Source organism: Photobacterium sp. 270122K, from assembly GCF_059941365.1.
Genome location: NZ_JBPOEN010000006.1, coordinates 190,619 through 213,491 on the forward strand (window position 1 = coordinate 190,619; position 22,873 = coordinate 213,491).

Here is a 22,873-nt window from a genome sequence, read left to right on the forward strand (position 1 = left end):
TTCTATGAGATAAAAAAAATGAGTAATGCTACTCCGAATAAATCACTTGGCTTAACCCTTGCGCTTATTTGTGCGGCACTATGGGGCGCGTCGTTCCCACTGGGTGGCGTACTGGCCGGTAAACTTGACCCTGTTGTACTGGCTATCGCACGTTATGCGATCGCAACACTGTGTTTTGTGGCTGTGTTTATGTTCTCTAAAAAACACACACTGAAGAAGATCCAGAGCAAGAAAGATGCCTTCCTGCTAATGGCTGCGGGTATCTCGGCACAGGCCGTGTTCTTCTACTTCACCATTTTGGCGTACGAGTACACCTCGTCTGGTGAGATCGGCGTGATCAACGGCATGGCACCGTTCCTGACTATGGCGGCGGTGTTTGTGATTGATAAAATCAAGCCAACAGCACCCAAAGTGTTCGCGGTTGTACTATCGCTCGTGGGTGCCGGTATCATCGCGTACGATCCATCGAACAAAATCCAAGGCATCAATCTTGGCCACTTGTTCGCGCTGTGTGGTGTACTGGGCTTCGTGACCTACAACTACATTTTGGGTAAATTCGGTTCTGACTTGAACTCACGTTACGACCTGTACTCAAGCAGCTTCTACCAGTTTGCGTCTGCAACGGTGGCACTCCTGATTCTGGGTATCTTCACAGGCGCTGACTTCAGCTCTGCAAGTGTTTTGGTTGAGAACGGCAAGCACCTAGGCAGTATCCTGGCGCTGGGCCTACTGTGCTCTGGTTTCGCTTACGCCGTATGGGAACTGGCAACACTGAAAACACAAGATGCGGTTATCACCACCATGGCACTGAACGTATTGCCGCTATTCGCAATGATCGTGGCGTACTTCCTGCTGGGTGAAACGATCACGCTGCAGAAGCTAGCAGGCGTTGTGACCGTGGTTATCGCACTGTGTATCTACACCGGTGGTGACAAATTCATGAAGAAAAAGCCTGTGGCAGACGCTGCCGCAGCGTAATAACGCGTTGTCGTCAAAAGGCTGTCAGTGTTCGCACTGGCAGCCTTTTTTTCTGCTTTGAAGCGTTCCATATGCATTCGGCATGCATGAAGAAACTTGTTCATATGGAAATTATTATTTTTCAATTGGATATGGGATCAATCCAATGTTTACATCGTACAACCATGGTGCAGATTCATTCGCATTGAAAAGGGTTCGTCGTAACCCTTGACTCAAATAACGCTCACTTCCATTAGGATGTTTGGAACACATGCTACTATCAGGATAATCAATGGCTATCCAATCTCTTTCTCCTAAAATAACAGCCTGAACAAATTCCTGTAAATTAGCTCCCAAGAAATAGAGTTCTCCACATAATAGATAAAAATTACCATGGTCATCTATAAATATATAACCAGAAAACTCAGACATCACACCTAACGGATAGAAATTGAAAGAAAGATGATAATCATCATTAGCCTCATCTATATATTCATGTGAACAATCAAAATCATCACTATCAAGAATCAATGTTCTTTCTTGTGTATCAGTTTCAAGGATCAAGCCATCTAAATTAGCTATAATATTCTTTGCTGTATCACTCATTGAATAATGTGAATATTCATTAGGTAATTCAACTTGGCGTTCAGAGTACCAACCTACCGCATTCAAATAATCGTCATACTTTTTTTCACAATTCGTTGTCCTTTCCGAAACCATCTCCATCCTCATAGATATTCCATCCACACCAGCCCCTGCACATTGATCATCCGCTTTTAAAGCTCTACACACTGTCTCATACCGATAGCCAGTGGTTGGTCAATAAACTGCTTCCATGCCATAAAGAGTTTAAAAAATCGAACGGTCTCAATATCAGAATAAATATCATCATCAAGCTGACAATAAATACGTGTGATATGCTTATTCATCTCCGCCGAATACATCTCTCCTCCCCACTCATAACTATCAAGTTCACCACTCATGACTAAACTGAGATTTTTCGCCCCTTCACCTGCCCAATCTCGCATATGCTCTAGCCCTAATCCGCCATCATCGGATAACACTTGCGAGACAGGATCGTAATTAGGATGTAGTGGTGACTCGTTGATACAACCAGGGAAAGGTGAACAAAATCTGCTACGTACAACAAATTCAAATTTCATCAATTCATTCTTAATGATGACAACAAAACCTATTATTTACCGTAATGCTTCACTACATTACCCACCATTGATGCCATATCAATAATTTCGGCATCACCTAAATCCGCCATGAGCTGCAAAAAGACATGCAAATCTTCTTTTTCCATCTTATCCGCAGATTTCTTGCCCCCCATAAACAAGGACGGGGTAAACACCATCACCTCGTCTTTACCAATGACTCCGTACTTTTTTAAAACCGAGCTGAAAAAGGGTGTTGAGTTTGCTTCAATATCCACGTCGTCTGGCTCTTGGAAGCCAAAAAATCGCTGAATTGCAATTCCCCCTTCGCCTCTGGCAATTTTCTGTTCATCCCCCTCACTTGTCACGATCCAATTTAAATGTGGAGCAATCTCCAATGAAGCCCCTGTGCGTTCTCCCCATAAGTAGAGAGTGCCATAAGCATTGCGCGCAATAACATGATAATTGTCGTAGTCAGCAAAGTCTGTGCCAGAGAGATACGCTTCGGCGACACCCTCAAACTCGGCAGGGTCGGTGATCCAGAACAACCCGTCCAGAAAGCCAGAAAAACCAACTTGCTGCCAGTATTCCAACAACTGATCGGGAAGGATACCGCGATAGGCTTCTATTTGTTGTTCTGTTGCTTGGATATATTCAGCCGGCTCACCAAATTCTTCCAAAAATATATCCAAATCTTCATCAATCATATCTAATTTGTACTGTTATTCAGGTTATACATAATATCAATACGCACAACCTAATCGAATCTATTTGACCATCGTTCAAGTAGTTCTCCCAAATTTTCAATGTTCCATTTTCTATTTAAATTTGAATCAGGAAGGTCATTAATAAGAACAAACACAGCATTTAGCGAATCTTTAAAATCCACCCAATCATAAGTTTCAATTACCCTTAATAAATATGTCATATCAACATGAATAACACCAACCAGAGAAAGAATCTTATCAATTAATGGCCTTATTTCTTCTTTCGCAGTTAATGTCAAGTTACCTCCAACTTCACCACGCCGATTAAACTCCCTCTCCGCATATCTCATGTGATATTTTAAACAAGATGTTAGCATATCGTTAAATACATCATCCTGCTGTGAATCAAATCTATTGGGAGAAATAATACACTCTAAATATAAATCGTTATCAATGTAGAAAGAAAAATAATCGATACCATTTTTCACTCCCCAAGCGGAGAGTACTTTTGATGCTTCGATTGAAATGAGAATGTTTATTTCATTTTTTTCAAATGTAATCAAATTAATGAGTTCTTTAACTCGTATTTGAGATATATCTTCATCCTCACAATCTAGAACATCATCAATATCACTAATTAAATTACCATTACGATCATGATGACAATAAAGAATATTGTATACCGACTCCCCTAAAATACTTTTAATCCCACTCATTCAGCCACCTTTTTAATATACTTTTTATGAATGCAACCTTTTATCAAGCATTCATTATCTCTTATTGCATGCTCTAAATCTACCGTTGCTCGCATAAGCTTGTCTAAATTTTTAGGACTTGAATGTGCATTATATCGCTCTTGAGCTTTAGTTATTTCCTTTTTCAACTCACTCTGGACTCTCTCTGGCGTCACAATTTCAACATCATGAACTTTACCAATATCTATATCAACTTGAAGTTTTTCCGTATCAATTACTATCCGCTCCTTACCATAATACTTTGCTTCAACTCCATCTGAAATCGCTGTTGTTGATGTATACTGGCTGTTACTCTTCGCTGGCTCTGAACCTCTAATATGTTGTTGAATTGTAATTTCACCAGAAGGGTTCGCGGGACTTAAATAGTCTCCTTTAATATAGGATTTTCTATATCCTTTTCCATTTAATTCAGATTCAAAATAATCATCATAACGCACTACACTAACAGGTATAATATTTGACCTGTTTGTATTTTCTAGAACCTTATCCGCCCATTTTCCTGGAATCGCTGTTACCGCCATCATCCCCAGACCTTCTAAAGAAGGGTTTGAAATAAAGTCTTTTGCTGCTTGTGCGGTATCAATTACGCCTTCAGCAAGCATTGACGCAGGATCTATATTTACTGGAGTAATACCTTGTGAAGCAGGATTAGCAATCGCCTCCGCCAAATCGAAACTCGGCACCTCAACCCTCTTTTCTTGCGGTGCTGACACTTGCCTCCCAACTTGAGGAAGACTTTTCGTTTTTCGTTCAGGAGGCGTCGCCATCATGGCCTGCGTTTGGGGCGCTGGGCTTGACGCTGGAATATGGGTTCTACTTCCTTGGGGCGGTGGAGGGATAAAGTTGTCAACGAGATACACAAGCAATTCACCCTGCGTCATCCTGTCACTTAACTCTTCAATCATGCCCTGCTTAGGAATATGGTGCTGAAGTGGCTTATAACATAGACGGTGGTACAACATGGGGAGATCAAAAGGGTATCCCCAGCGAGTACTGTGACTTTGAAGTAAATGCTTAGCCCAATATTTATTTTGGTATTGCATTAACGGGGATTGTTCGCCAATGTTCATTCTTCGATGGCGGGGAGTGATGAGGTAGCAGCGACCTAACCCATCAATGATCCGTATCCGATAGAATTTAGCTTCAGCAATGGGATCGCTAAAAAGTGCCAACGTTGCTCCTCGCCCCGCCACACATAAAAAAACCGCCCTCGCGGGCGGTTTTGGTTTCGGTGTCATGGCACCGTTTTATTGACTGACTTTTCTCTTATCAAGCACGGTACCTGACGGTACCCACGGGGAGTTGTCGTTCCCTGACATGACTCCCCGCCAACATGCCGTGGCTTGCTTAGGCTTTGGCTTCGAGTGCATCCGCCTCAGTGGCTTCTTGCTCAAGACGCGCACGCATCAGCTCGTCAAACAACTTACGGGCTTCTTGCGCTTGTTCAGACGCTTGCAGTTTGTGTTCTTTGGCGGCCATGGCTTCATCGGTCAAACGCTTGATTTCGTCTAACTGATCTTGTGGCGCATCACCCAGCTCCATGCCAGACTCCCCTTTCGACAAGGCCGTGGCACGAATGGTTTTCTTTAAATCCCAAATCGCGTTCAGTTTCTCACGCTCTTCTTCCGCCGCTGCAACCGCTTCGTCTTTCAGGCGTTCAAACTTGGCCATCGCCACGCCTTCTTTTGACCATGGATCAACATCTGGGAATTCTTCAATGTTAATCACCGGATCGATGTAGCCGTCTTGGTGTGCCAAGTCGAGCGTGGCGGCTTTCACACCCGAGATCATGAGCATCACCGAAATCACCAGCAACGGTAAACCACCCACAATCGCAGCGGTCTGCAACGTCGCCAAGCCGCCCATGAACATCAGAATTGATGGCATGATAGACAAAGTGAATGCCCAGAACAGACGGTTCCAACGCAATGGATCTTCCGTTACATTGTTTTGTACCACCGACGCCAGAATGAACGAGATCGAGTCAAACGTGGTGGCGGTAAAGATAATACATAGAATCGTAAACACCGCGATGACCATGGTGCTCATCGGTAGCTGTTCAAGGATAGAGAAAATGGCACGGGTTGGGCCTTCGCTATTCAAAATGCCGACCACATCAAGCTGGCCAGAAAGCTGTAGCGACAACCCGTAGTTACCCAAAATCATGAAGTACAGGGCACAACCCATTGAGCCAAAGAAGATAGCCCCTGACACCATCTGCTTGATCGTACGACCACGCGAAATACGTGCCACGAACAAGCCCATACTTGGCGCAAACACAAGCCACCATGCCCAGTAGAAAATGGTCCAATCTTGCGGGAAGTGGGTATCTTCAAAGGTGCCATAGCCACCAAACGGTTCAGCCCATGTCGCCATCACGAAGAAGTTAGACAGCATACGACCCAAAGAATCCAAACCGGTTTCCAGCATGAACAAGGTTGGGCCCGCCACCAAGACGAACGCCAACAGACCGAGTGCACCCCAGAAGTTGATGTTACTTAGCACCTTGATCCCTTCATCCATCCCTTTATAGGAAGAGTAAGCGAACAATGCCGTACACAACAACAACACGCCGATTTGAGTCGTGGTGGTAGAGGGAACATCAAACAGGTAGCTGATCCCTTCGTTGATCAACGGGGCAGCTAAACCCAATGTGGTCGCGGCACCGCCCAACAAACCAAAGATGAACAAGATATCGATAACCTTGCCCCACTTACCGTGGCTGCGCGCTTCACCGATCACCGGCATCAACGCGGCTGACACTTTCAATACAGGCTGTTTACGCACATAGAAAAAGTAGGCAATAGGAATCGCGGGGATCATGTAAATAGACCACGCTACCGGCCCCCAGTGGAAAATACCGTAAGTGGCAGCCCAACGTACCGCCTCTTCACTGCCCGGTGCGAGCTGGAATGGCGGGCTTTGGTAGTAATAGGCCCACTCGATAGTCCCCCAGTACAGAATACTGGCACCGATACCACCACAAAACAGCATAGCTGCCCATGAACCGGTTTTGAACTCTGGCTTTTCATCCGCATCACCCAGTTTGATCTGGCCAATATCGGAGAAAACGATGTAGATCATAAAAAAGAAGGCGCCGATACCTAACGCTAAATAAAGGAAGCCGAGCTTGTCGGTCATAAAGGTTTTGGCGACGGCGATCCACTTAGCGCCTTCTTCTGGGAATAACATCAGCGGGATTATGACGGAAAACAGTAATCCCAGCGCCCCGAAGAACGTCGGCTTATCGATCAATTCAAAGTGTTTTTTTAGCAACACGTTAACTCCTATGTTTACATTTTGCTTCCTGTGCGTAATGCGATGATCACAGGTATTAACAATTTCTCAAAATTAATCTTCTAATGGTAACGATAAAGAAAGTTTATTATCCACTCACTTTGCACACTCTCCCTATATAATACTTGTGTTGCTGAACTTGGCTGTTATGATGGCGCAGCAAGCCCTTAATCAGTAGAGGCGCGCTGCCTATCAGTAACCGTGCGGAGGATGATCCCGATGATGCCGGAGAAAGGAGTCAGCGCCGAAGTGACTGCAGTTATCACACTCAGTCGCTGGGTCTGTGTCAAATAGGCACAGAACTGCCATAGTATTTTTCCTATGGAGCGCTACCTGAAGGGGTAACAAGTCTTTGTCATTCCTTCAGACGTCTTCGTTACACCTCTTTTCGGTAGATCTCCACCTTGATGTTGTAGGTGTTGAGATTATGATCCTCACAAATTTTTCAGACTCTTTATTGTCTGTCGTTCCGCCACTTCTGGCGGTCATTTTGGCAGTCACGACCCGTCGCGTTCTGCTTTCACTCGGTGCCGGTATTGTTGCGGGCGCACTGATGCTAAACCACTATTCCCCACTAGCCACCGCTCACTATTTATTCAATAAAGTGCTTCACATTGTATGGGCTGACGGCAGCTTAAACAGTGACAACGCCAATATGATCATTTTCATGTTGTTGTTGGGCGCGTTGATCAGCTTAATGAGCGTATCGGGGGCGACCCAAGCGTTCGCCGATTGGGCTTCTGTGCGTTGTAAAGATCGCCGCAGTGCCAAATCCCTGACCGGCCTGATGGTGTTCATTTTCTTTATCGACGACTTTTTCCATAGCCTGTCTGTTGGCGCAATCTGCCGCCCTGTGACTGATCGCTTCCAAATATCCCGGGCAAAACTGGCCTATCTGCTGGACTCCACCGCGGCACCTGTGTGTGTATTGATGCCTATCTCGTCATGGGGTGCGTACATCATCGCTTTGATTGGCGGCATCATGGTGGCGCATAACGTGACCGATCAGAGCCCAATTTCCGCGTTCGTAGAAATGATCCCAATGAACCTGTACGCCGTGTTTACACTGGTAATGGTACTGTGTGTGATCGCGTTCCAGTTGGATATCGGTCCGATGCGCAAGCACGAAGAATGGGCGCTGGAAGGTAAACTGTGGGATGAATCCCGTGGTCGACCTACCGGTCTGGATATCGAAACCCCAGAAAACAGCAACGGCGGCATGATTGATATGGTACTGCCTATCCTGACGCTAACGCTGGCGACCGTGTACTTCATGATCGAATCAGGTGCGACCGTGCTGGCAGCCAAAGGCTTGGATTTCAGCGTAATCGGTGCGTTTGAACACACCAACGTAGGCTCTTCACTGGTTTACGGTGCCATTTGTAGCTTGGTCGTGTCTATTGCATTGGCGCTGCGTTTGAAGCTAAGCGCGAAAACCTGGATGCAAGCCGCGCCTCAAGGTATCAGCGCAATGATGCCTGCGATTGTTATCTTGTTCTTTGCATGGACCATCGGTGCGGTTGTCCGTGACATGAAAACCGGCATGTACCTCGCATCAATGGCGAACGGTAACATTCCTGTTGAGCTACTGCCTGCTGTTATCTTTGTGCTGTCTTGCGCCATGGCGTTTGCGACCGGCACCAGCTGGGGTACTTTCGGTATCATGCTACCGTTGGCGGGTGACATTGCAGCAGCGAGTGACATTCAGATGCTACTCCCAATGCTTGCTGCGGTATTAGCAGGCGCAGTATTCGGCGACCACAGTTCACCGATTTCAAGTACCAGTATTCTGTCGGCGACTGGCGCAGGCTGTCACCACATGGATCACGTACTGACGCAGCTACCGTATGCGACCTCTGTGGCGTTCGGTGCCCTACTGGGTTACGTAGCGATTGGTTACACCCATTCAGCGTGGATTGGTGTGGCAGTGAGCGGCGCATGGTTCGTGCTGTTCTGCTTGTTTGCGATGCGCAAAAACCAACCCATTATGGCAACGGCCAAAGCGCAGTGAACCGTCAGTAAGCAAGAACACAAGTAAGTAACCACTTACATAAAAAACATCAAGCACCTTCGGGTGCTTGATGTTTTTTTGGGGCGGAATTGTTCGATACATCGTTACTCTCTCATCAAACACCCTAACGCCGTTATCGAGCATTTTAACAGGCTCGAATGATTCATTATTGACTACGGTGGATATAAAAATCACCCTTCGTGTTGCTGATCGTTCTTTTCATAATGCGTTTCTATGTGAAGTAGCTGAGCCTTTAAGTCAATCCCCCCACCATAGCCAATAAGCTTTCCCGTCGCGCCTATTATCCGATGGCAAGGAATCATAATCGATATAGGATTATTACGATTTGCGCTCCCTATCGCTTGGTATCCTCCTTTCATCCCTAACTGTTGGGCAATATCCTTATAGGAAGAGGTATGGGCATATGGCACCTCACTAACTTGATGCCACACTTTTTTTGAAACTCAGTGCCTCGTAAATCTAGCCCAACGGAAAAATCTTTCCTTTTTCCGTCAAGATAGTCACTGATCTCATCCTTTGCCTGCTCAATATGCACATTTTTTGTGTTTCTTTTATATGTCTTATACGGTAAAAAATGCTCCTGTCCCGGCAAGTACAATCCGGTAAGCCCCTGCCCACTCGCTGTGAATGTAATCATCCCCAATTTACTCTGCAGTACATCTAAGCACATGATTTAATTCCTCTCTTGATATCTATCCCTTTTGATGTGGTTTTAAACTCTTTTATTGAATTCATAGAGCCCAGCAGGCTTGCGCTAGAAAACAATACACCACCGACTCATTGTCAATGTTAATTACTCACTCAAAAACTCAGAACGCCCCTTGTGTTCATAACACCGTGAGCACAGATATAACGCTTGTTGACTATCCATTAGTATCACCACAAGCGCCGCTATTTAGCCGTGTTAATACATCCCAATATGACGAAAGCTAAATAATGCAACCCCATACACAATGCATTTTTAACGTATCTCTCGAAACCAATCATGTGATTTGCCACCAACTTAAATGCCGTTTATTACAGTATTCTCACACGACTTGCGCTTTAGAACATTCGGAATAAGTAGCCAACAGATATCAAATTTTTAACTTTCAGCACTGCCTTAGTTATGCGTTAGCATGTGGTAAGCCATAATTAAGGCTGCAACCTCTGTTCATGCCAGCACGGGATTGACGACGCTTAGCTCTTTCACCAAAAAGTCTAACCAGGCTCTAACGTGAGGCTTGGGGTACTCCATACCTTTGTATATTGCATAAATTTCACCACTACCCGTCTCAGAAGAATGCGTTACCCAATGCGGTAAAACCTCGACTAACTGCTGAGATTTCAAATACGGCTCAACCATCCATGTCGACAGTAACAGTACGCCTGAACTGCTAAGGGCAGCACTCAACAACGGTGAACCGCCCTTAGAAACTAAATTACCCTTGACCGGAATTCGACGTACTTCTGCGCCGTTTGAACAATAAAAATAATACCGCTTTCGTCCCTGGCCAATGAGCAAACAATTGTGAGACTGAATATCTTCCGGCTGTTTAATCTCAGCATGTGTAGCTATATATTCCGGTGTCGCAACCAATGACGTGAGGTTCGTCATTAATCGACGCGCCTTGAGGTTACTGTCTTGTGGTGTGCCGATACGAATGGCGACATCAATGTTCTCACTGTTTAAATCGACCAAGTTATTATCGAGATCGATTTCAACCGTCACTTTGGGGTATTGCGCTAAGAAGCGAGGCAAGAGTGGGGCTAACACTAAGTTACCAAAGCTTTCAAACACAGAAATACGCAACACCCCTTGCGGTTCAGCCCGCTCTCCTTTCATTTCAGAGATAAGCTTATTGGCATCAAACAGTATTTTTGTCGCTTGATGGTAAAAATACTCACCTTCTTCTGTTAAAGAGACACTCCGTGTACTCCGTCTAAACAACGTTGATTGTAACGTGTGCTCTAGATTATCGATGGATCGCGAAACCGAAGACGGTGCCATATTCAGTACTTTCCCCGCTTTAGAGAAACTCCCAGACTCGACAACCTGAGCTAAAATTTTAATTTGATTTAACATTTCTCACCTTTGCATATTTCGCAAAACTCATTTCATTTTTAGTGGGATTCTTATCGCCTTTATTTTAGCGCACAATGCTTCCTGTCGATAAGACGTACTAACCGCATTGAGGATAACATTATGAACAGCCGCATTGATATTGCACAAACCCAACCACAAGCACTTAAAGCCATGTTAGGCATAGAGAATTACCTTTCAACGACAGCGTTATCTGCTGAATTAAAAGAGCTTATCAAGCTGAGAGCATCGATGATTAACCAGTGCGCATATTGTATCGAAATGCACTCGAAGGAAGCGTTAAAACTGGGCATGGCGCAACAAAAAATCTTTGCGCTTTCTGCATGGAAAGAATCGCCGCGTTTTGATGAGAAAGAACAAGCCCTTCTGCAATTGGTCGATGAAATGACGTTAATTCATCAAGATGGGGTATCTGAACCCACTTACCAAGCTTGTATTGATCACTTCGGTGAACAAGAAACCGCAGAAGCCATGATGCAAGTTATCATGATCAACGCATGGAATCGCTTTGCTCTTGCCACCAAGATGCATCACTAATAACTGTTATCTCACGGAATAATTGGCTGACTAAAAGGTACCACCATGAAACTTTCTCTTTGCTTACATACTGAAAGAAGTCACGTAAATATTCGTTATGAAGACGCTTACCAACACTTTGTACAGCTCTGTAAGCAAGGAGATCGTAGCGGTTTTTATACCATCTGGACTGGTGAGCACCACGCAATGGATTTTGCAATATCACCGAACCCATTGTTGACCATTGCTGCATTAGCCAGTCAAATTCACACAGCCCGTTTAGGGACAGCCACGATTGTTGCCCCTTTTTGGCACCCGATTCGATTAGCAGGCGAAATTGCATTTACTCACCAAATCACTGACGGTCGCTTAGAGGTTGGGTTATCAAAAGGGGCCTTTCAATATGAATACGATAGACTCAGCGACGGGGTAACCAATTCACAAGCGGGTGACATGCTGCGTGAACAAATCCGCGCGATCCGCGCTTTATGGCAGGGGAATTATCGCCATCACGGAGACCATTGGGCATTTCCAGAAACCTCTGTTGTGCCAACCATTGCTGATGGCGCTCAGCCCCCCCTTTGGATCGCAGCGCAAAGCCCAGATACGGTTAAATTTGCTATTGATCACGGTTGCCACGTTCAAATGACGCCGCTTTGGATGGGGATGGAAAAAGTAAAAGAAAGCATCGCAATATTTAAACAAGCAGCGGAACATGCCACGCATGATGCTAAATTGTTACTGCTTCAACACGCCTACATTGTTGAAAATGAGGAAGAAAAAAAAGTCATTCTTAAGCATTTCAGCCAATACTACAGTGAGTTTGTGGCATGGTTTAATCAAACCAACACTGTCTCGCAAGGAAGGTTACAAGGTGAGGTTGTGGTTCAAACGGGTTTCACTGTGGAGGACTTGGAAAAAAATCTACTGATCGGCACCGCAGAGGAAATATTAGCAACGCTAAACACATACCAAGCATTAGGGGTGAGCGAATTCGCCCTATGGCTGGCAAACGGGTTAGGTTATGAAAATAATAGCCGTTGTTTAGCAGCATTTTCACAAAGCATTTTGCCGAAATTTCAATAGCTAACCATACATACCATACCGTTTCTAGCCGCCATCTTTTAGGTGAAATAATTATGAATACAGTAGAAATGTTAGGATACCTTTCATCAATAATTGTCGCTCTATCACTGACGATGAAAGACATCATTAAGCTACGCGTCCTTAATTTCATTGGGTGCTCACTGTTTGCAATATACGGGCTCATGATCGATGCTTGGCCGGTTGCAGCCACAAATGGTTTTATTGCGGGTGTGAATATCTATTTCATCGCAAGGATATATTACGATAGCCATACCCAAGAGAATAGTTCTGCCACCGCAGAACAATGAATATCATTACATGGACGTCACCTAGTCAGAGGTTTCTCCCTTTAAAAACAAAACAATTTAGGCTAAAAATGAAATAGCTATATTTGCAATCAATATAAAATATCACTAGGATAGCCTCCTCTTTACACAAGAGTATTCAAAACAATTTATACTCAACCGAAGTAATAAATCCAAGTCATTCAAATGTGCGTTTCATCGGGAATAGAATGGCTTAACAAAAGCCAATGTCATTATTCTCGCGCACCAATAACTGATAATAAAAAGAATATTAAAAATCAATTAGATATAGATAGCTGCATACATTTCGTTTTATCCCTGCTGATAAGCGAGCATAATCACAGCTATATTTATTATTTTTAAAGGTAATCGGTTATTTTCATTGAATGTAATGGATATATCAATGAGTGTCATTTCATAAAATCTACAAATGACAAGTATGCGCAGTTTTTCATTCAGAGTGCAAACATGTAGAAACGGTTGAGTTCATTTATATTATTGGAGGTTCAATGCCACAAGGTCTAATGTTAACAGACTTAGCGATTGAGGCTTTTTATTATTGGTTGCGAAAATCCTACGTGTTCATTTGACGCTATTACAGCGACTTTATATTCCTTCAGCGGTGTTGGCTGGATTATTAGGTTTGATTTTTGGTCCTGCATTATTGGATGTGTTGCCATGGACGAACACATTCACTGCAAATGCCGGCCTTTTAACCGCCGCTTTATTTTCAGCGCTGGGTTTAGCCACTGATATACCATCCCCCAAAGTAGTCGCCCAGCGGGCTGGATCGTTATGGGCATTCAACCAAATAGCATCTGTTTCTCAATGGCTATTTGCGGCTATATTTGGGTTATTTCTTACCACTTGGGTATGGCCAGATCTTAATCCGGCTTTTGGTGTAACACTGTCATCAGGGTTTATGGGAGGCCACGGTTCAGCAACCGTGGTTGGAGATATATTAACAAAACTCGGTTGGGAAGACGGGTTCACGCTAGGGTTAACCTTCGCAACTGTCGGTATATTCCTTTCTATTTCTATTTCTATTGGAATGTTACTCCTTCAATTTGCATTAAAAATGGGATGGATTAGCACTTTTATCACATTTTCAAACATGGATGAATATCAACGAAAAGGACTCATTAATCCTGCAGAACAAAAAGCCGTAATGAATGACACTATGTCATCTCTTTCTGTTGACTCTTTTGCCATTCATGCAGCCTTAGTCGTTCTTGTTACCGTTTTTCTTATCTTTCAGCCGATTATTTATCCTCTTTTTTTGACAAAGTACAAATACCAACCTTTGTTACCGGTTTTCTTTCCGGAATGCTGGTACGAATGGTAACCAAACAAACCCAAGCTGATAAATATCTATGCGATACCACATTCAATCATGCCGCTGGCATCAGCACAGATTATCTGATTATCTTTGGTATATCCGCTATTAAAATTACTGTTCTTTCTCAATACTTACTACCTATGGTTGTATTAGCATTCGGCGGAGTCTGCTTTACACTTTGGTTAATACTGTGGGTTGCCCCACGAATTTTAGGGAAAGGTTGGTTTGAAAAAGGTTTATTTTCATGGGGATGGTTAACAGGGACGGTCGCAATGGGTATTGCTTTACTCCGTATTGTTGACTCAAAAATGAAAGGAAATATTCTTGATGACTATGCGATTGCGTATGTACCCGGTTCAATCACTGATATTTTCATTATTTCATTATTTCATTATTTCATTAATGCCCATTGCGATGTATAACGGGCTTCACTGGCAAGCCTTGGGGATAGGATTACTATATATTCTCGCCGTACTTTTTGTTTGGCGGTTTATTTTAAACCGAGCCCCCTGTACAAACTGATTTATTAGGTTGTTAATCGTGAGGAGAGGTATGACACAGATCAGTGGCACCATACAAACACTGCTGAATGATGGTGATAAACGGACACGTCTTGCTGCGCTTACTCAACGACGGCGGGAGAACACTCCAGATGAGGCCTATGCCATCGGAGACTTTTATTTTGGTGCCTATGAAACGGAATGGGTCTCTCCTTACACGAAATCAGCGTCCAATTTACACGCAACGGTGATGGTGTTGTTGCAAGATTGGGCATCTAACGACTACCTGGCTCAAGTATTCAGACCTGCGTTAGCGTCATTGGGATTAGACCCTAAGTTACCGACGTCGCAACACTTAAATATGCTTCTCAGGCGCCACCTTGGGCTGGCACTGAATGATACCTATGCGACGAATGTGTATCCCTTTATTAAAAAAGGATCATTATCGGCCGCAATGACGTGGCGAGGAATACTTGAGGGTGCTAGGCGATATGCATTGCCCCAAATACAGATCATCGCCCCGAAAATCGTGATTTGCTTAGGGCTTAATGTGTTCAATGCGATATCTGTCGCTAATGGTGGCGTGCGCTACAAACGGCTAGAAGCGGCTATTACCACTCCTTTTTGCCTTGCTTTAGAAAATGGACACTGTTGCTATGTGTTTGCACAAGCACACACAGGCTTCCATGGGCAAACGTCTCGAAATCGCATAACACGTCAACAAGTCGATCTGGATTGGGCATCGATGATCACCCACTTACCCAATATAATGACGTAATCTCATAAAAGGTCGCACTGTTTAAAAGTGCGACCTTTTACGATCATAATGTGTCTTCTAACACATTCTGCGCGTTAACGACGCCCCATGATACGTAAGATACGCAAGAACAAATTGATGATATCCATATAGAGCGCCGCCGCACTGTCGACCGCATTATCCAGCGTTTTCGGGATCTGGTTTGCCCTTCCCCAGTCATAACCAATGTAACCGCAGAAGATGATCACCACCGCCCAATCGATCCATGCCTGGCGGATCCCCAGCACAAAGATCTGAAACAACTCCACCAGCAACACAATCAGCAATGAGATGCACAAAGTACCGATAATGCGCTTGAAGAACTGCGGAAAAAGCGTGCCTAACACCATCATGCAGCCAGTCACAAACCCCGTCACCTTGATCGCGTCCAACACTAAGTTAGGATCATAGCGCGACACCACCACATTGATGATGAGGCCAAATGGCACCACGACAAAGTTATAGCCGATGAAACTCACAACAGGGTTGTCGGACGACCGGAACAGGTACACCCCAAAGAAGCAACTAGCAAAGTAACCGATGATAAAAACCCACGGCGAAACGGATAACACCGCTTCGACCGGGATAAATAACACCATCAGCCAATTTACGAAAAAGCCCCAACACAGCACCATGCCAATAGTGAAGTTATACAAACCATCACTGATCACGGGATCATCGGTTTCAGTTCGATCAAAGACATTCGACGCCATCATCGCGTGTGCTCTCCTTAACAATACGAAAGATATGTCGAAATGTTACCACTGTGGACTGTATGATTTTCAACCAACACCCCGTTCTCATCGCTACATTGTTGATTTGGGAGATGGGGCGCAGAAGAGGCGTAATACACCAAACGCCTTTTGGCGCTTGATGCATTGTGAAGCAGTCAGATCATAAAAACTTTTCAATCAGGATCTCGTCAATGTAGCGATCACCCAATTTACCGTGCTTCTTGGCCGTACCGACGACTTCAAAGCCTTGACGCAAGTAAACCGCTAACGCGCGTTCATTGTCTGCACGCACATACGCGAACAGTTTCTCGTAACCTTTTTGCTTGGCCACTTCAATCGTCGCGGCAAACAGTTGCTTGCCCACCCCTTGACCACGGCTGTCCGCATCCACGAACGTGCCGATGATACCCACATGATCAAAGGCTTTGGTGTACGACGCAAACGGCTCAACATTTTGGAAGCCCAATACTTGCCCGGCTTCATTGATAGCAACCTGAAACACACCGCGTTCAGGGAAAGCCTGAATAAAGGCGACTTCTTCCTCTGCCGTGAACGTGCAATCCAAGATGGTGTATAGCCCTTCGGTAATAATCGGGTTCAGTACATCAGTGATCCCTTGGGCATCGTTGACGGTGGCAGCTCTGACAATCACACTCATTGTTTACTCTCTTATAATTGTATGACTTATTGTTTGGCGCGCATTGTAGTGACGTTGATCCGCGATGGATAGCCATTCTTACGAAAAAAAAGGGAGGCCTATCTTGACCTCCCTCCTCTCATCGATGCCATTCGATCTCGTCTCTGTACCGATCGGTTGTCGCTTCATCAAAACGTTTTTTGCTGTGCCAGATACTGCGCCATGGCGCGGATTTCGTTATCACTAAACGGCTGCATGGCCACTTCCATTGGCACGTACAAACCGTTCTTACGGCGCTTGGCTTTGTAGTCAATCATCTGGTTATACAGGTAGATCTCTGACTGACCGCCGATTTTTGGGTACATCGGGATCACCGGACCGTTTCCGGCTTCGCCGTGACACTGAATACAGCCGCCCCGCCCCGGATTTTTATACAGTTGCTCACCCGATTCCGTGGCACTGCCATCACCCGCAGCGAAAGCGGATGAAACGCCGCCCACCGCGAGCATGCTCATCACCACACCCATTCGCACATATCGCCCCATTATTTATCCCTCTTCTGTCTATCCGTTCTGATTATTCGTGTACTTGCTGTGTGGCTGTGCTCAGGCAGACCAGCCAATCCGTTAATACCTGCGGGTCGGTATGCAGATACCCGTCTGCGCGATAACGCGCCGTGCCGTTAACCGTGACCACGGTAGCGGGCAGCCCTTTGAACCCCAATTGGCGTACGGCGTTAAAATCGTCAATGAACGCGGTGCCCAATACGGCCACATCCAATTTTTCGAACGTGGCGGTTATCGCGGGCATATTGTCACCCACATGCACCGTTTCTATTGCGACGATAGGCATAGCAATAGCAGTCATCGAAACCGCTGACTGAGTACTCACTAACGCTTGCTTGAGACTGGCCAGCATCGGCAGTTCTTTGCGGCACGGCGGGCACCATATGGCCCAGTAATTCACGAGTGTCACTGGCGTGTTATTCACAGCGGCAAACACCGACGCTGGCAAGGCCGCTTTTATTCCCTCAAGGGGAGCATTAATGGCCACAAAGGGCGCCGGTACCGCACACTGCGATACCGCTTGATCGGCCAATGCCGGTGACGCGCAAGCAGCACTGAGTACCAGCAGACCGACACGCCATTTCGCTCCCACACGCTTTCGGCTCACGGGATCTCCCTCGCGATCTGCGCGGCCATTTTTTCGGGGCCATCCCCGTAGCCGTACACATCAATCAATTCACGATCCGGCCCGTACAAGTACATGTAGGTGGAATGGAACACTTCATACAAAGCGGGCAACGGCGGGTACACCGGTTTGCCATCACGGGAATAGCCATACGTGCTTTTCAAGGCTTTAGCGACCGCTTGGGTTTGTGCGTCAGTGCCCACTAACCCGACCAAGTCAGGATGAAAATACCCCACGTATTGCGACAGGTTCGAGGCGGTATCACGGTGTGGATCAATCGAGATAAACAGGGGCACCACCTGCTTGGCCTTGTCGCCCAAGCGGGTCATCACACCGGCCATATCCATGGCGGTGGTCGGGCAAATTTCCGGACACGAGGTGTAACCGATGGCGATAAACAGGTATTTATCCGGCCACTGCGTTTCTGTCACCGCCCCCATTCTTGCTTCGTTGAGGGTAAAACGCAGCGGCGCCGCCTGAGCGTGAGAAAGTGTCCCTATCACGGCCAGCATCATCCCGACAACGCGGCCTACCCGCCAGCCTGTGCGCGACCGACGTTGCGCCTTCATCTTGTGTATTTTATGCATCATTTTTACGCATCCTCGCATTCCTTGTTTATGCCAACGAGCTTGATCACAACGGCTTGCTTACAATGGCTTAGTGGCAGATGGTATTAGTGAGCCCCATTGCAATCAGATGCGGGGCTTTCAAGCCCGTGTCTAGCGCAGGCAACAAACGCTCTTTTCGCAAATCGACCACCAGCAACTGGCTGTTATCGCCTTGGGTCGCAAACAGGGTTTTAGAATCGGCCACCACCACGACATCCCCTAGCGGTGCCGCCAGCGGAAAGTGCTTAGCTTCGTCTTTACTGGTCAGGTTGAAAATATTCAGCCCACTTTGGGTGGCGACCACACCAATACTTTCCAACCAACCCGTGCGAATTTCGGTGGTAGTATCTTTAACGTCGATGGTTTTCACGGTTTGGCCAGTCCAGGTATTGACCACCAGCCCTTGGCCGTTCTGCGCCGCTAAAATCATGTGTTCACTGTCAGAACTCACATACGGACGCCACGGGGTAGACTGTAGCGGAATGCGAGCAAATTCCTGCCCCATAAACAGATCCCACACACTGACGGTGTTATTGGCCAAATCCCCCACCATCACCAAACGGGCATCCGGTGAAAGCGTCACTTCTGAGACGTTGCCACCGCTACCCAGTTGGATCTCCGTGATCGCTTCATCATGCACCCGCCAGATTTTGGTTTTGCCGCTGGTTTGATCGGTGATGTAGAGGTTGTAGCCGCCGGTATCGAAGTTGAAGCTATACGGCATCGCGAGGTGGGGAATCGTTTCAAGGTAGGTTTTAGTGAGCGGCGCAAGCATCACCAGTTTATTTTCCAGCGCCACCGCCACACGGGCACCATCTGGGGCAACGGCCAATGCATGCGGAATGCTCTCGACCGCCATGGCCCAGTGGGTTTTCTCGACCAGATCATAAATGTAGACCTGTGGTGTTTTGCCGTCGATATAGAGCAGCATGTCTTGCACATCCGACACTTCCATCATAGTCGGCACGGCTTTTAAGGTTAAGGTATCAATGTGCTTGTGATAAAAGGTATCGACCACCGCCACGCGGGGGGAATGTTTATCGGTCACGAACGCCCAGCGGGCACCGTCATCATAACGGCCGGGTTCATCGGCCTGACAAACACTGGTCAGTAACTGGGTACATAACAAAGCGCCGGTGAGCAGTGAGTTAAAAACAACCGGCCTCACGATGGATTTAAAAGCGACAGATGTCAGCGCCATTGCGCGAAAAAGAACAGAGGTTAATACAGTCATACGATCTCCTGTGCCCCCATGAAGGGGGCACTGAATTAAGGTAGGAAAGAAGATTACGGGTTACGGATACAACGGGCGTAGAATTCCACGTCCTTGCTCATCCCCAGACCGGAGCCGATCTGGTAACCCTGTGCCCAGCCTTTATTACCGGTATCGGTACGGTGATCGAGCATCTCTGGGGTTTGATCTTTCTTACGCGGTGGCAGCGGACGCACAAACAACGTTGGCCCCGGTAAGTCAGTGGTATTACTCCAGAAGAAGTATTTTATTGGCGTATTGGGGAAGAATTCTTCATCAATCGCTGGCGAGGTCTTGTTGTAGTTCACAATCGAGACCAACTCTTTGATGTTCGGCAAGCGCCAATCTTCATAGCCCGCGTAGTCGAGGTTTTCACAGTAATCGATCGAGTCCAGCCAATTACGGCGTTGGTAATCGATGTTCTGCTGCCACATACGATCCGTGACTTTCTCGGTCACGGTGCCGTCTTTGTTATCGACGTAACGCATGTTGTGGTAAGCCGCGCCGTTATCCGCACGCACACAACGCACCAACTTGGTGGAGGCCGTGTGCTGACCCATGATGTGCCCTTCAGGGAAACCAATGTGCCAAGCGTGATCCGGGTGGTCACTCACCGGGAAACCCCACACCCCCGAGCTCAGACGCGGCATGTTCAAGAAGGCATCGGTATTGATTGCCGGGCGGAATTCCCCCAGATCCGCAATACTTTGCAGCTCTTTCATCAACGGATAACGCCAGTCGTCATAACCATCCAGTGACAAGTTCTCACAGTAGGCTTCACCTTCTACGGCTGTCATCCAGATGCGGGAGGAATCGCGTTCCCACATCAGCTGGGTATTATCATCAATCACCACCTTGCCGGATGGGCTGATGGTGTAGCTCATCGGGTTTTTCGGGTAATCGATGTCTTCGCCGTGCTTGTCGATGAAGTTCTGAACCTGACCGGTATCGGGCAGCTTGAACCCTTCCACCGGTGGCATGCCTTTACCGGTAATGAACTCTCGACGGGCAATCGGGGTGTAGAACATGCCCGTGACATACGCCACGATGTCAGCGTAATCATCTTCGCTGTGCATTTTGGCAAACGGTGCCATGATGGCGGCTTGGCGGTTGGTGCGCTTGCCGTCACGGTAGGCGGTCATCTGCTCAAACACGTACGCGGGCATCTGGCCTTTCAGCGGCGGGTAAGCAGGATTGGTACTGGCACCCTGCTCGCCATGACACATCTTGCAGCTCGCGTCATACTTCTGCTTACCGCGGGCATAGGCGTCACTCTCAACCACGTCTTTACGCGGGTTCCATTTCATTTGGCGCTCACTGAGCACCAAGGAGAAATCTGCAATTTCTTTGGGCGGAATGGTATAAACGTATTCTTTCATCTGGGAAGAGACGCCCGCCTGACGCTCCATGTCCATGTCCACAAACTGATCATAGAAATATTGCGGATCAAAGCCTTCCAGTTTCGGGCTCAGGGTCTCCGGTACTTCTTCCACCGCTGGGCGGTGACAGCCTAAGTAACACGCATAAATGTTGCGGTTCGCGACTTGGCGTTCTTGTGGGGTTAAATCCGCCGGGGTACGGCGAATGGTGTAATCTTCGTAGCCGTTATCGATGTCCGTCACTGGGATGGCAGGCGCTGCGATGGCCACGCTGCTCATGCCCATACTAATACCGGTAAACAGGGCAACCGTCAGGCAACCAGCCAGCACGGACGTATTGAATGACTTATCCATTGTTTTCCACTCCTGAGAACTGTGCCAAATCACGCAATACCGACTCTTCACGCAGACGCATGTCACGCTTCAACCCTGGGTGGGCAATGTCGTAGTGGCAGCTTGCACACTGCCAGGTGCTGTCGGTGTCTTTGCGGGCAAAGGCCAACTGGTGGGTTTGATCAGAAATCGGTGAGTTTTCCGTTGCTACGGCCGCACGTTCTTCTAAGGTGCGGTGGCAATTCACACAGCCAGAATCAAACACATATTCCGTGCGTTTGGGGTGCAACGCGTCGTAATCCAGTGCATCCATTTGCAACACATATTCGCCCCACAGGTGACGCATACCCGAGGTGCCTTTCACCCACAATTCTTCCACCACATTGGAATCGGGCAGGTGGCAAGACACACAGTCGGCCACAAAGCCTTGTGCGTTATTACCGCCATGCACACTTTGTTTAAAAGTTTCCGCCATCGGCGTCATGGTGTGGCAACCACTGCAAAATTCGTTGGTGCTCAGGGCATGCATCACTTCACTGGCTGGCAAGGCAGCCAACAAGCCGAGGCCACCGCCGATAGTCAAGATAGCGGCAAAGACGGCGCCTTTAACACTGCGGATCCCCTTCAATAATGTTTTCATGCTTTATCCTTTGCTGCGGGCTGTGCGACGCGCACGGCATCTGCCTTTTTGGCTGCCTGCTCAGCAGCGATCTGTACTGAGGTTTTCACCTCTGCTACACACGTCGCGTTAGGGTCAAACGCCAACCACAATTCCACCGGGTAGTGCTCACCGGCTTTCGGGGTTTTCGTCAGGTTGAACAACATGACGTGTTTGCCACCCGGTGCCAGTGACAGGGTTGTATTGGGCTTCACTTGCACTTGGGGAATACGGGTCATGGTCATCACCCCATCCACATGGGTCATATCATGCAATTCGGTGTAGCTAGTCAATGCAGGAATGGCCGCGCCGTAAAGCGCTTCTGGGGCAGGTAAACGCAACGATGCGGTTTCTGAATCCGGTTGATAATTCACAGTAAAGTACAGGCCGGTTTTATCCGTCCCTGGGGCAGGTTCACGGATCACACAATCAGTGACCGTGACCGCCGCATGGGCCGACAACCCACTCAAACCGAGTAAGGCTGAGCAAAGCAAGCGTTTCATGGTTGGCTCCTTGAAGGATGAGGTAAGGCAAAATAAGAAAGAGAC

At 46.9% G+C, this 22,873-nt stretch carries 24 protein-coding genes, 1 pseudogene and 1 riboswitch; of the genes and pseudogenes, 7 read left to right on the top strand and 18 right to left on the bottom strand.

The window, feature by feature from the left end; translation table 11 throughout:
• The first annotated feature begins 18 nt into the window (after window positions 1-18).
• Window positions 19-978 carry a DMT family transporter gene (locus tag ACSF8W_RS12770; protein ID WP_428480106.1) on the top strand — a complete coding sequence of 320 codons (960 nt, stop codon included), beginning with the start codon at window positions 19-21 and terminating at the stop codon, window positions 976-978.
• A gap of 114 nt (window positions 979-1,092) precedes the next feature.
• Here ACSF8W_RS12770 and ACSF8W_RS12775 read toward each other — a convergent pair whose 3' ends face one another.
• From ACSF8W_RS12775 to ACSF8W_RS12800, 6 genes are all read right to left on the bottom strand, one after another.
• A complete protein-coding gene (locus tag ACSF8W_RS12775; RefSeq protein WP_500847704.1) occupies window positions 1,093-1,749 on the bottom strand; it encodes an SUKH-3 domain-containing protein in 657 nt (218 codons plus the stop codon).
• A complete protein-coding gene (locus tag ACSF8W_RS12780) occupies window positions 1,734-2,120 on the bottom strand; it encodes a hypothetical protein (RefSeq protein ID WP_500847705.1) in 387 nt (128 codons plus the stop codon). Before ACSF8W_RS12780 ends, ACSF8W_RS12775 begins: the two co-directional genes overlap by 16 nt.
• Before the next feature lie 32 nt (window positions 2,121-2,152).
• On the bottom strand, window positions 2,153-2,824 hold the full coding sequence (locus ACSF8W_RS12785) for a GAD-like domain-containing protein (protein WP_500847706.1): 672 nt from the start codon (window positions 2,822-2,824) through the stop codon (window positions 2,153-2,155).
• Window positions 2,825-2,874: 50 nt separating this feature from the next.
• The gene (locus ACSF8W_RS12790) at window positions 2,875-3,540 is read right to left on the bottom strand and encodes a hypothetical protein (protein ID WP_500847707.1); all 666 of its coding nucleotides are present in this window, start codon (window positions 3,538-3,540) and stop codon (window positions 2,875-2,877) included.
• Window positions 3,537-4,751, bottom strand: coding sequence for a hypothetical protein (locus ACSF8W_RS12795; protein WP_500847708.1), 1,215 nt, complete (start codon window positions 4,749-4,751; stop codon window positions 3,537-3,539). The genes ACSF8W_RS12790 and ACSF8W_RS12795 overlap by 4 nt, the downstream gene beginning before the upstream one ends.
• 175 nt (window positions 4,752-4,926) lie before the next feature.
• On the bottom strand, window positions 4,927-6,858 hold the full coding sequence (locus ACSF8W_RS12800; RefSeq protein WP_500847709.1) for a BCCT family transporter: 1,932 nt from the start codon (window positions 6,856-6,858) through the stop codon (window positions 4,927-4,929).
• 185 nt (window positions 6,859-7,043) lie between these two features.
• A riboswitch (Lysine riboswitch) is annotated at window positions 7,044-7,216 on the top strand.
• Between the two features lie 87 nt (window positions 7,217-7,303).
• Between ACSF8W_RS12800 and ACSF8W_RS12805 the strand changes: the two genes are divergently transcribed.
• On the top strand, window positions 7,304-8,887 hold the full coding sequence (locus ACSF8W_RS12805) for a Na+/H+ antiporter NhaC family protein (protein ID WP_500847710.1): 1,584 nt from the start codon (window positions 7,304-7,306) through the stop codon (window positions 8,885-8,887).
• A gap of 191 nt (window positions 8,888-9,078) precedes the next feature.
• Here ACSF8W_RS12805 and ACSF8W_RS12810 read toward each other — a convergent pair whose 3' ends face one another.
• The 3 genes from ACSF8W_RS12810 to ACSF8W_RS12820 form a co-directional block, all read right to left on the bottom strand.
• Window positions 9,079-9,339 (bottom strand): methylated-DNA--[protein]-cysteine S-methyltransferase, encoded by a 261-nt coding sequence (locus tag ACSF8W_RS12810; protein WP_500847711.1) that lies wholly within the window; start codon window positions 9,337-9,339, stop codon window positions 9,079-9,081.
• Complete coding sequence (locus tag ACSF8W_RS12815; protein WP_500847712.1) at window positions 9,270-9,578, bottom strand: hypothetical protein; 309 nt, start codon at window positions 9,576-9,578, stop codon at window positions 9,270-9,272. Before ACSF8W_RS12815 ends, ACSF8W_RS12810 begins: the two co-directional genes overlap by 70 nt.
• 483 nt (window positions 9,579-10,061) lie before the next feature.
• On the bottom strand, window positions 10,062-10,973 hold the full coding sequence (locus ACSF8W_RS12820; RefSeq protein WP_500847713.1) for a LysR family transcriptional regulator: 912 nt from the start codon (window positions 10,971-10,973) through the stop codon (window positions 10,062-10,064).
• A gap of 120 nt (window positions 10,974-11,093) precedes the next feature.
• Between ACSF8W_RS12820 and ACSF8W_RS12825 the strand changes: the two genes are divergently transcribed.
• The 5 genes and pseudogenes from ACSF8W_RS12825 (at window position 11,094) to ACSF8W_RS12845 (ending at window position 15,515) form a co-directional block, all read left to right on the top strand.
• Window positions 11,094-11,528, top strand: a complete 435-nt coding sequence (locus tag ACSF8W_RS12825) for a carboxymuconolactone decarboxylase family protein (RefSeq protein ID WP_500847714.1) — start codon at window positions 11,094-11,096, stop codon at window positions 11,526-11,528.
• Between the two features lie 45 nt (window positions 11,529-11,573).
• Window positions 11,574-12,593: an LLM class flavin-dependent oxidoreductase gene (locus ACSF8W_RS12830; RefSeq protein ID WP_500847715.1), complete on the top strand. Its 1,020-nt coding sequence runs from the start codon at window positions 11,574-11,576 to the stop codon at window positions 12,591-12,593.
• Window positions 12,594-12,640: 47 nt separating this feature from the next.
• On the top strand, window positions 12,641-12,901 hold the full coding sequence (locus ACSF8W_RS12835; RefSeq protein WP_428479422.1) for a hypothetical protein: 261 nt from the start codon (window positions 12,641-12,643) through the stop codon (window positions 12,899-12,901).
• Window positions 12,902-13,407: 506 nt separating this feature from the next.
• Window positions 13,408-14,759: pseudogene (locus ACSF8W_RS12840) on the top strand (sodium/glutamate symporter).
• Between the two features lie 30 nt (window positions 14,760-14,789).
• Window positions 14,790-15,515, top strand: a complete 726-nt coding sequence (locus ACSF8W_RS12845; RefSeq protein WP_500847716.1) for a hypothetical protein — start codon at window positions 14,790-14,792, stop codon at window positions 15,513-15,515.
• Between the two features lie 74 nt (window positions 15,516-15,589).
• Here ACSF8W_RS12845 and ACSF8W_RS12850 read toward each other — a convergent pair whose 3' ends face one another.
• From ACSF8W_RS12850 to ACSF8W_RS12890, 9 genes are all read right to left on the bottom strand, one after another.
• Window positions 15,590-16,249 carry a Bax inhibitor-1 family protein gene (locus tag ACSF8W_RS12850; protein ID WP_500847717.1) on the bottom strand — a complete coding sequence of 220 codons (660 nt, stop codon included), beginning with the start codon at window positions 16,247-16,249 and terminating at the stop codon, window positions 15,590-15,592.
• A gap of 178 nt (window positions 16,250-16,427) precedes the next feature.
• A complete protein-coding gene (locus ACSF8W_RS12855) occupies window positions 16,428-16,925 on the bottom strand; it encodes a GNAT family N-acetyltransferase (RefSeq protein WP_500847718.1) in 498 nt (165 codons plus the stop codon).
• A gap of 167 nt (window positions 16,926-17,092) precedes the next feature.
• Entirely contained in the window at window positions 17,093-17,449 is a 357-nt protein-coding gene (locus ACSF8W_RS12860; protein WP_500847719.1) for a c-type cytochrome, read from the bottom strand.
• A gap of 31 nt (window positions 17,450-17,480) precedes the next feature.
• Window positions 17,481-18,077: a thioredoxin domain-containing protein gene (locus tag ACSF8W_RS12865; RefSeq protein WP_500847720.1), complete on the bottom strand. Its 597-nt coding sequence runs from the start codon at window positions 18,075-18,077 to the stop codon at window positions 17,481-17,483.
• Window positions 18,074-18,685 carry an SCO family protein gene (locus ACSF8W_RS12870; protein WP_500847721.1) on the bottom strand — a complete coding sequence of 204 codons (612 nt, stop codon included), beginning with the start codon at window positions 18,683-18,685 and terminating at the stop codon, window positions 18,074-18,076. Before ACSF8W_RS12870 ends, ACSF8W_RS12865 begins: the two co-directional genes overlap by 4 nt.
• Before the next feature lie 67 nt (window positions 18,686-18,752).
• The gene (locus tag ACSF8W_RS12875) at window positions 18,753-19,937 is read right to left on the bottom strand and encodes a YncE family protein (RefSeq protein ID WP_500847722.1); all 1,185 of its coding nucleotides are present in this window, start codon (window positions 19,935-19,937) and stop codon (window positions 18,753-18,755) included.
• 53 nt (window positions 19,938-19,990) lie between these two features.
• Window positions 19,991-21,688 (bottom strand): Lcl domain-containing protein, encoded by a 1,698-nt coding sequence (locus ACSF8W_RS12880; protein WP_500847723.1) that lies wholly within the window; start codon window positions 21,686-21,688, stop codon window positions 19,991-19,993.
• Window positions 21,681-22,307 (bottom strand): cytochrome c3 family protein, encoded by a 627-nt coding sequence (locus ACSF8W_RS12885; RefSeq protein WP_500847724.1) that lies wholly within the window; start codon window positions 22,305-22,307, stop codon window positions 21,681-21,683. The genes ACSF8W_RS12880 and ACSF8W_RS12885 overlap by 8 nt, the downstream gene beginning before the upstream one ends.
• On the bottom strand, window positions 22,304-22,828 hold the full coding sequence (locus tag ACSF8W_RS12890) for a copper chaperone PCu(A)C (protein ID WP_500847725.1): 525 nt from the start codon (window positions 22,826-22,828) through the stop codon (window positions 22,304-22,306). The genes ACSF8W_RS12885 and ACSF8W_RS12890 overlap by 4 nt, the downstream gene beginning before the upstream one ends.
• Window positions 22,829-22,873: the final 45 nt, after the last annotated feature.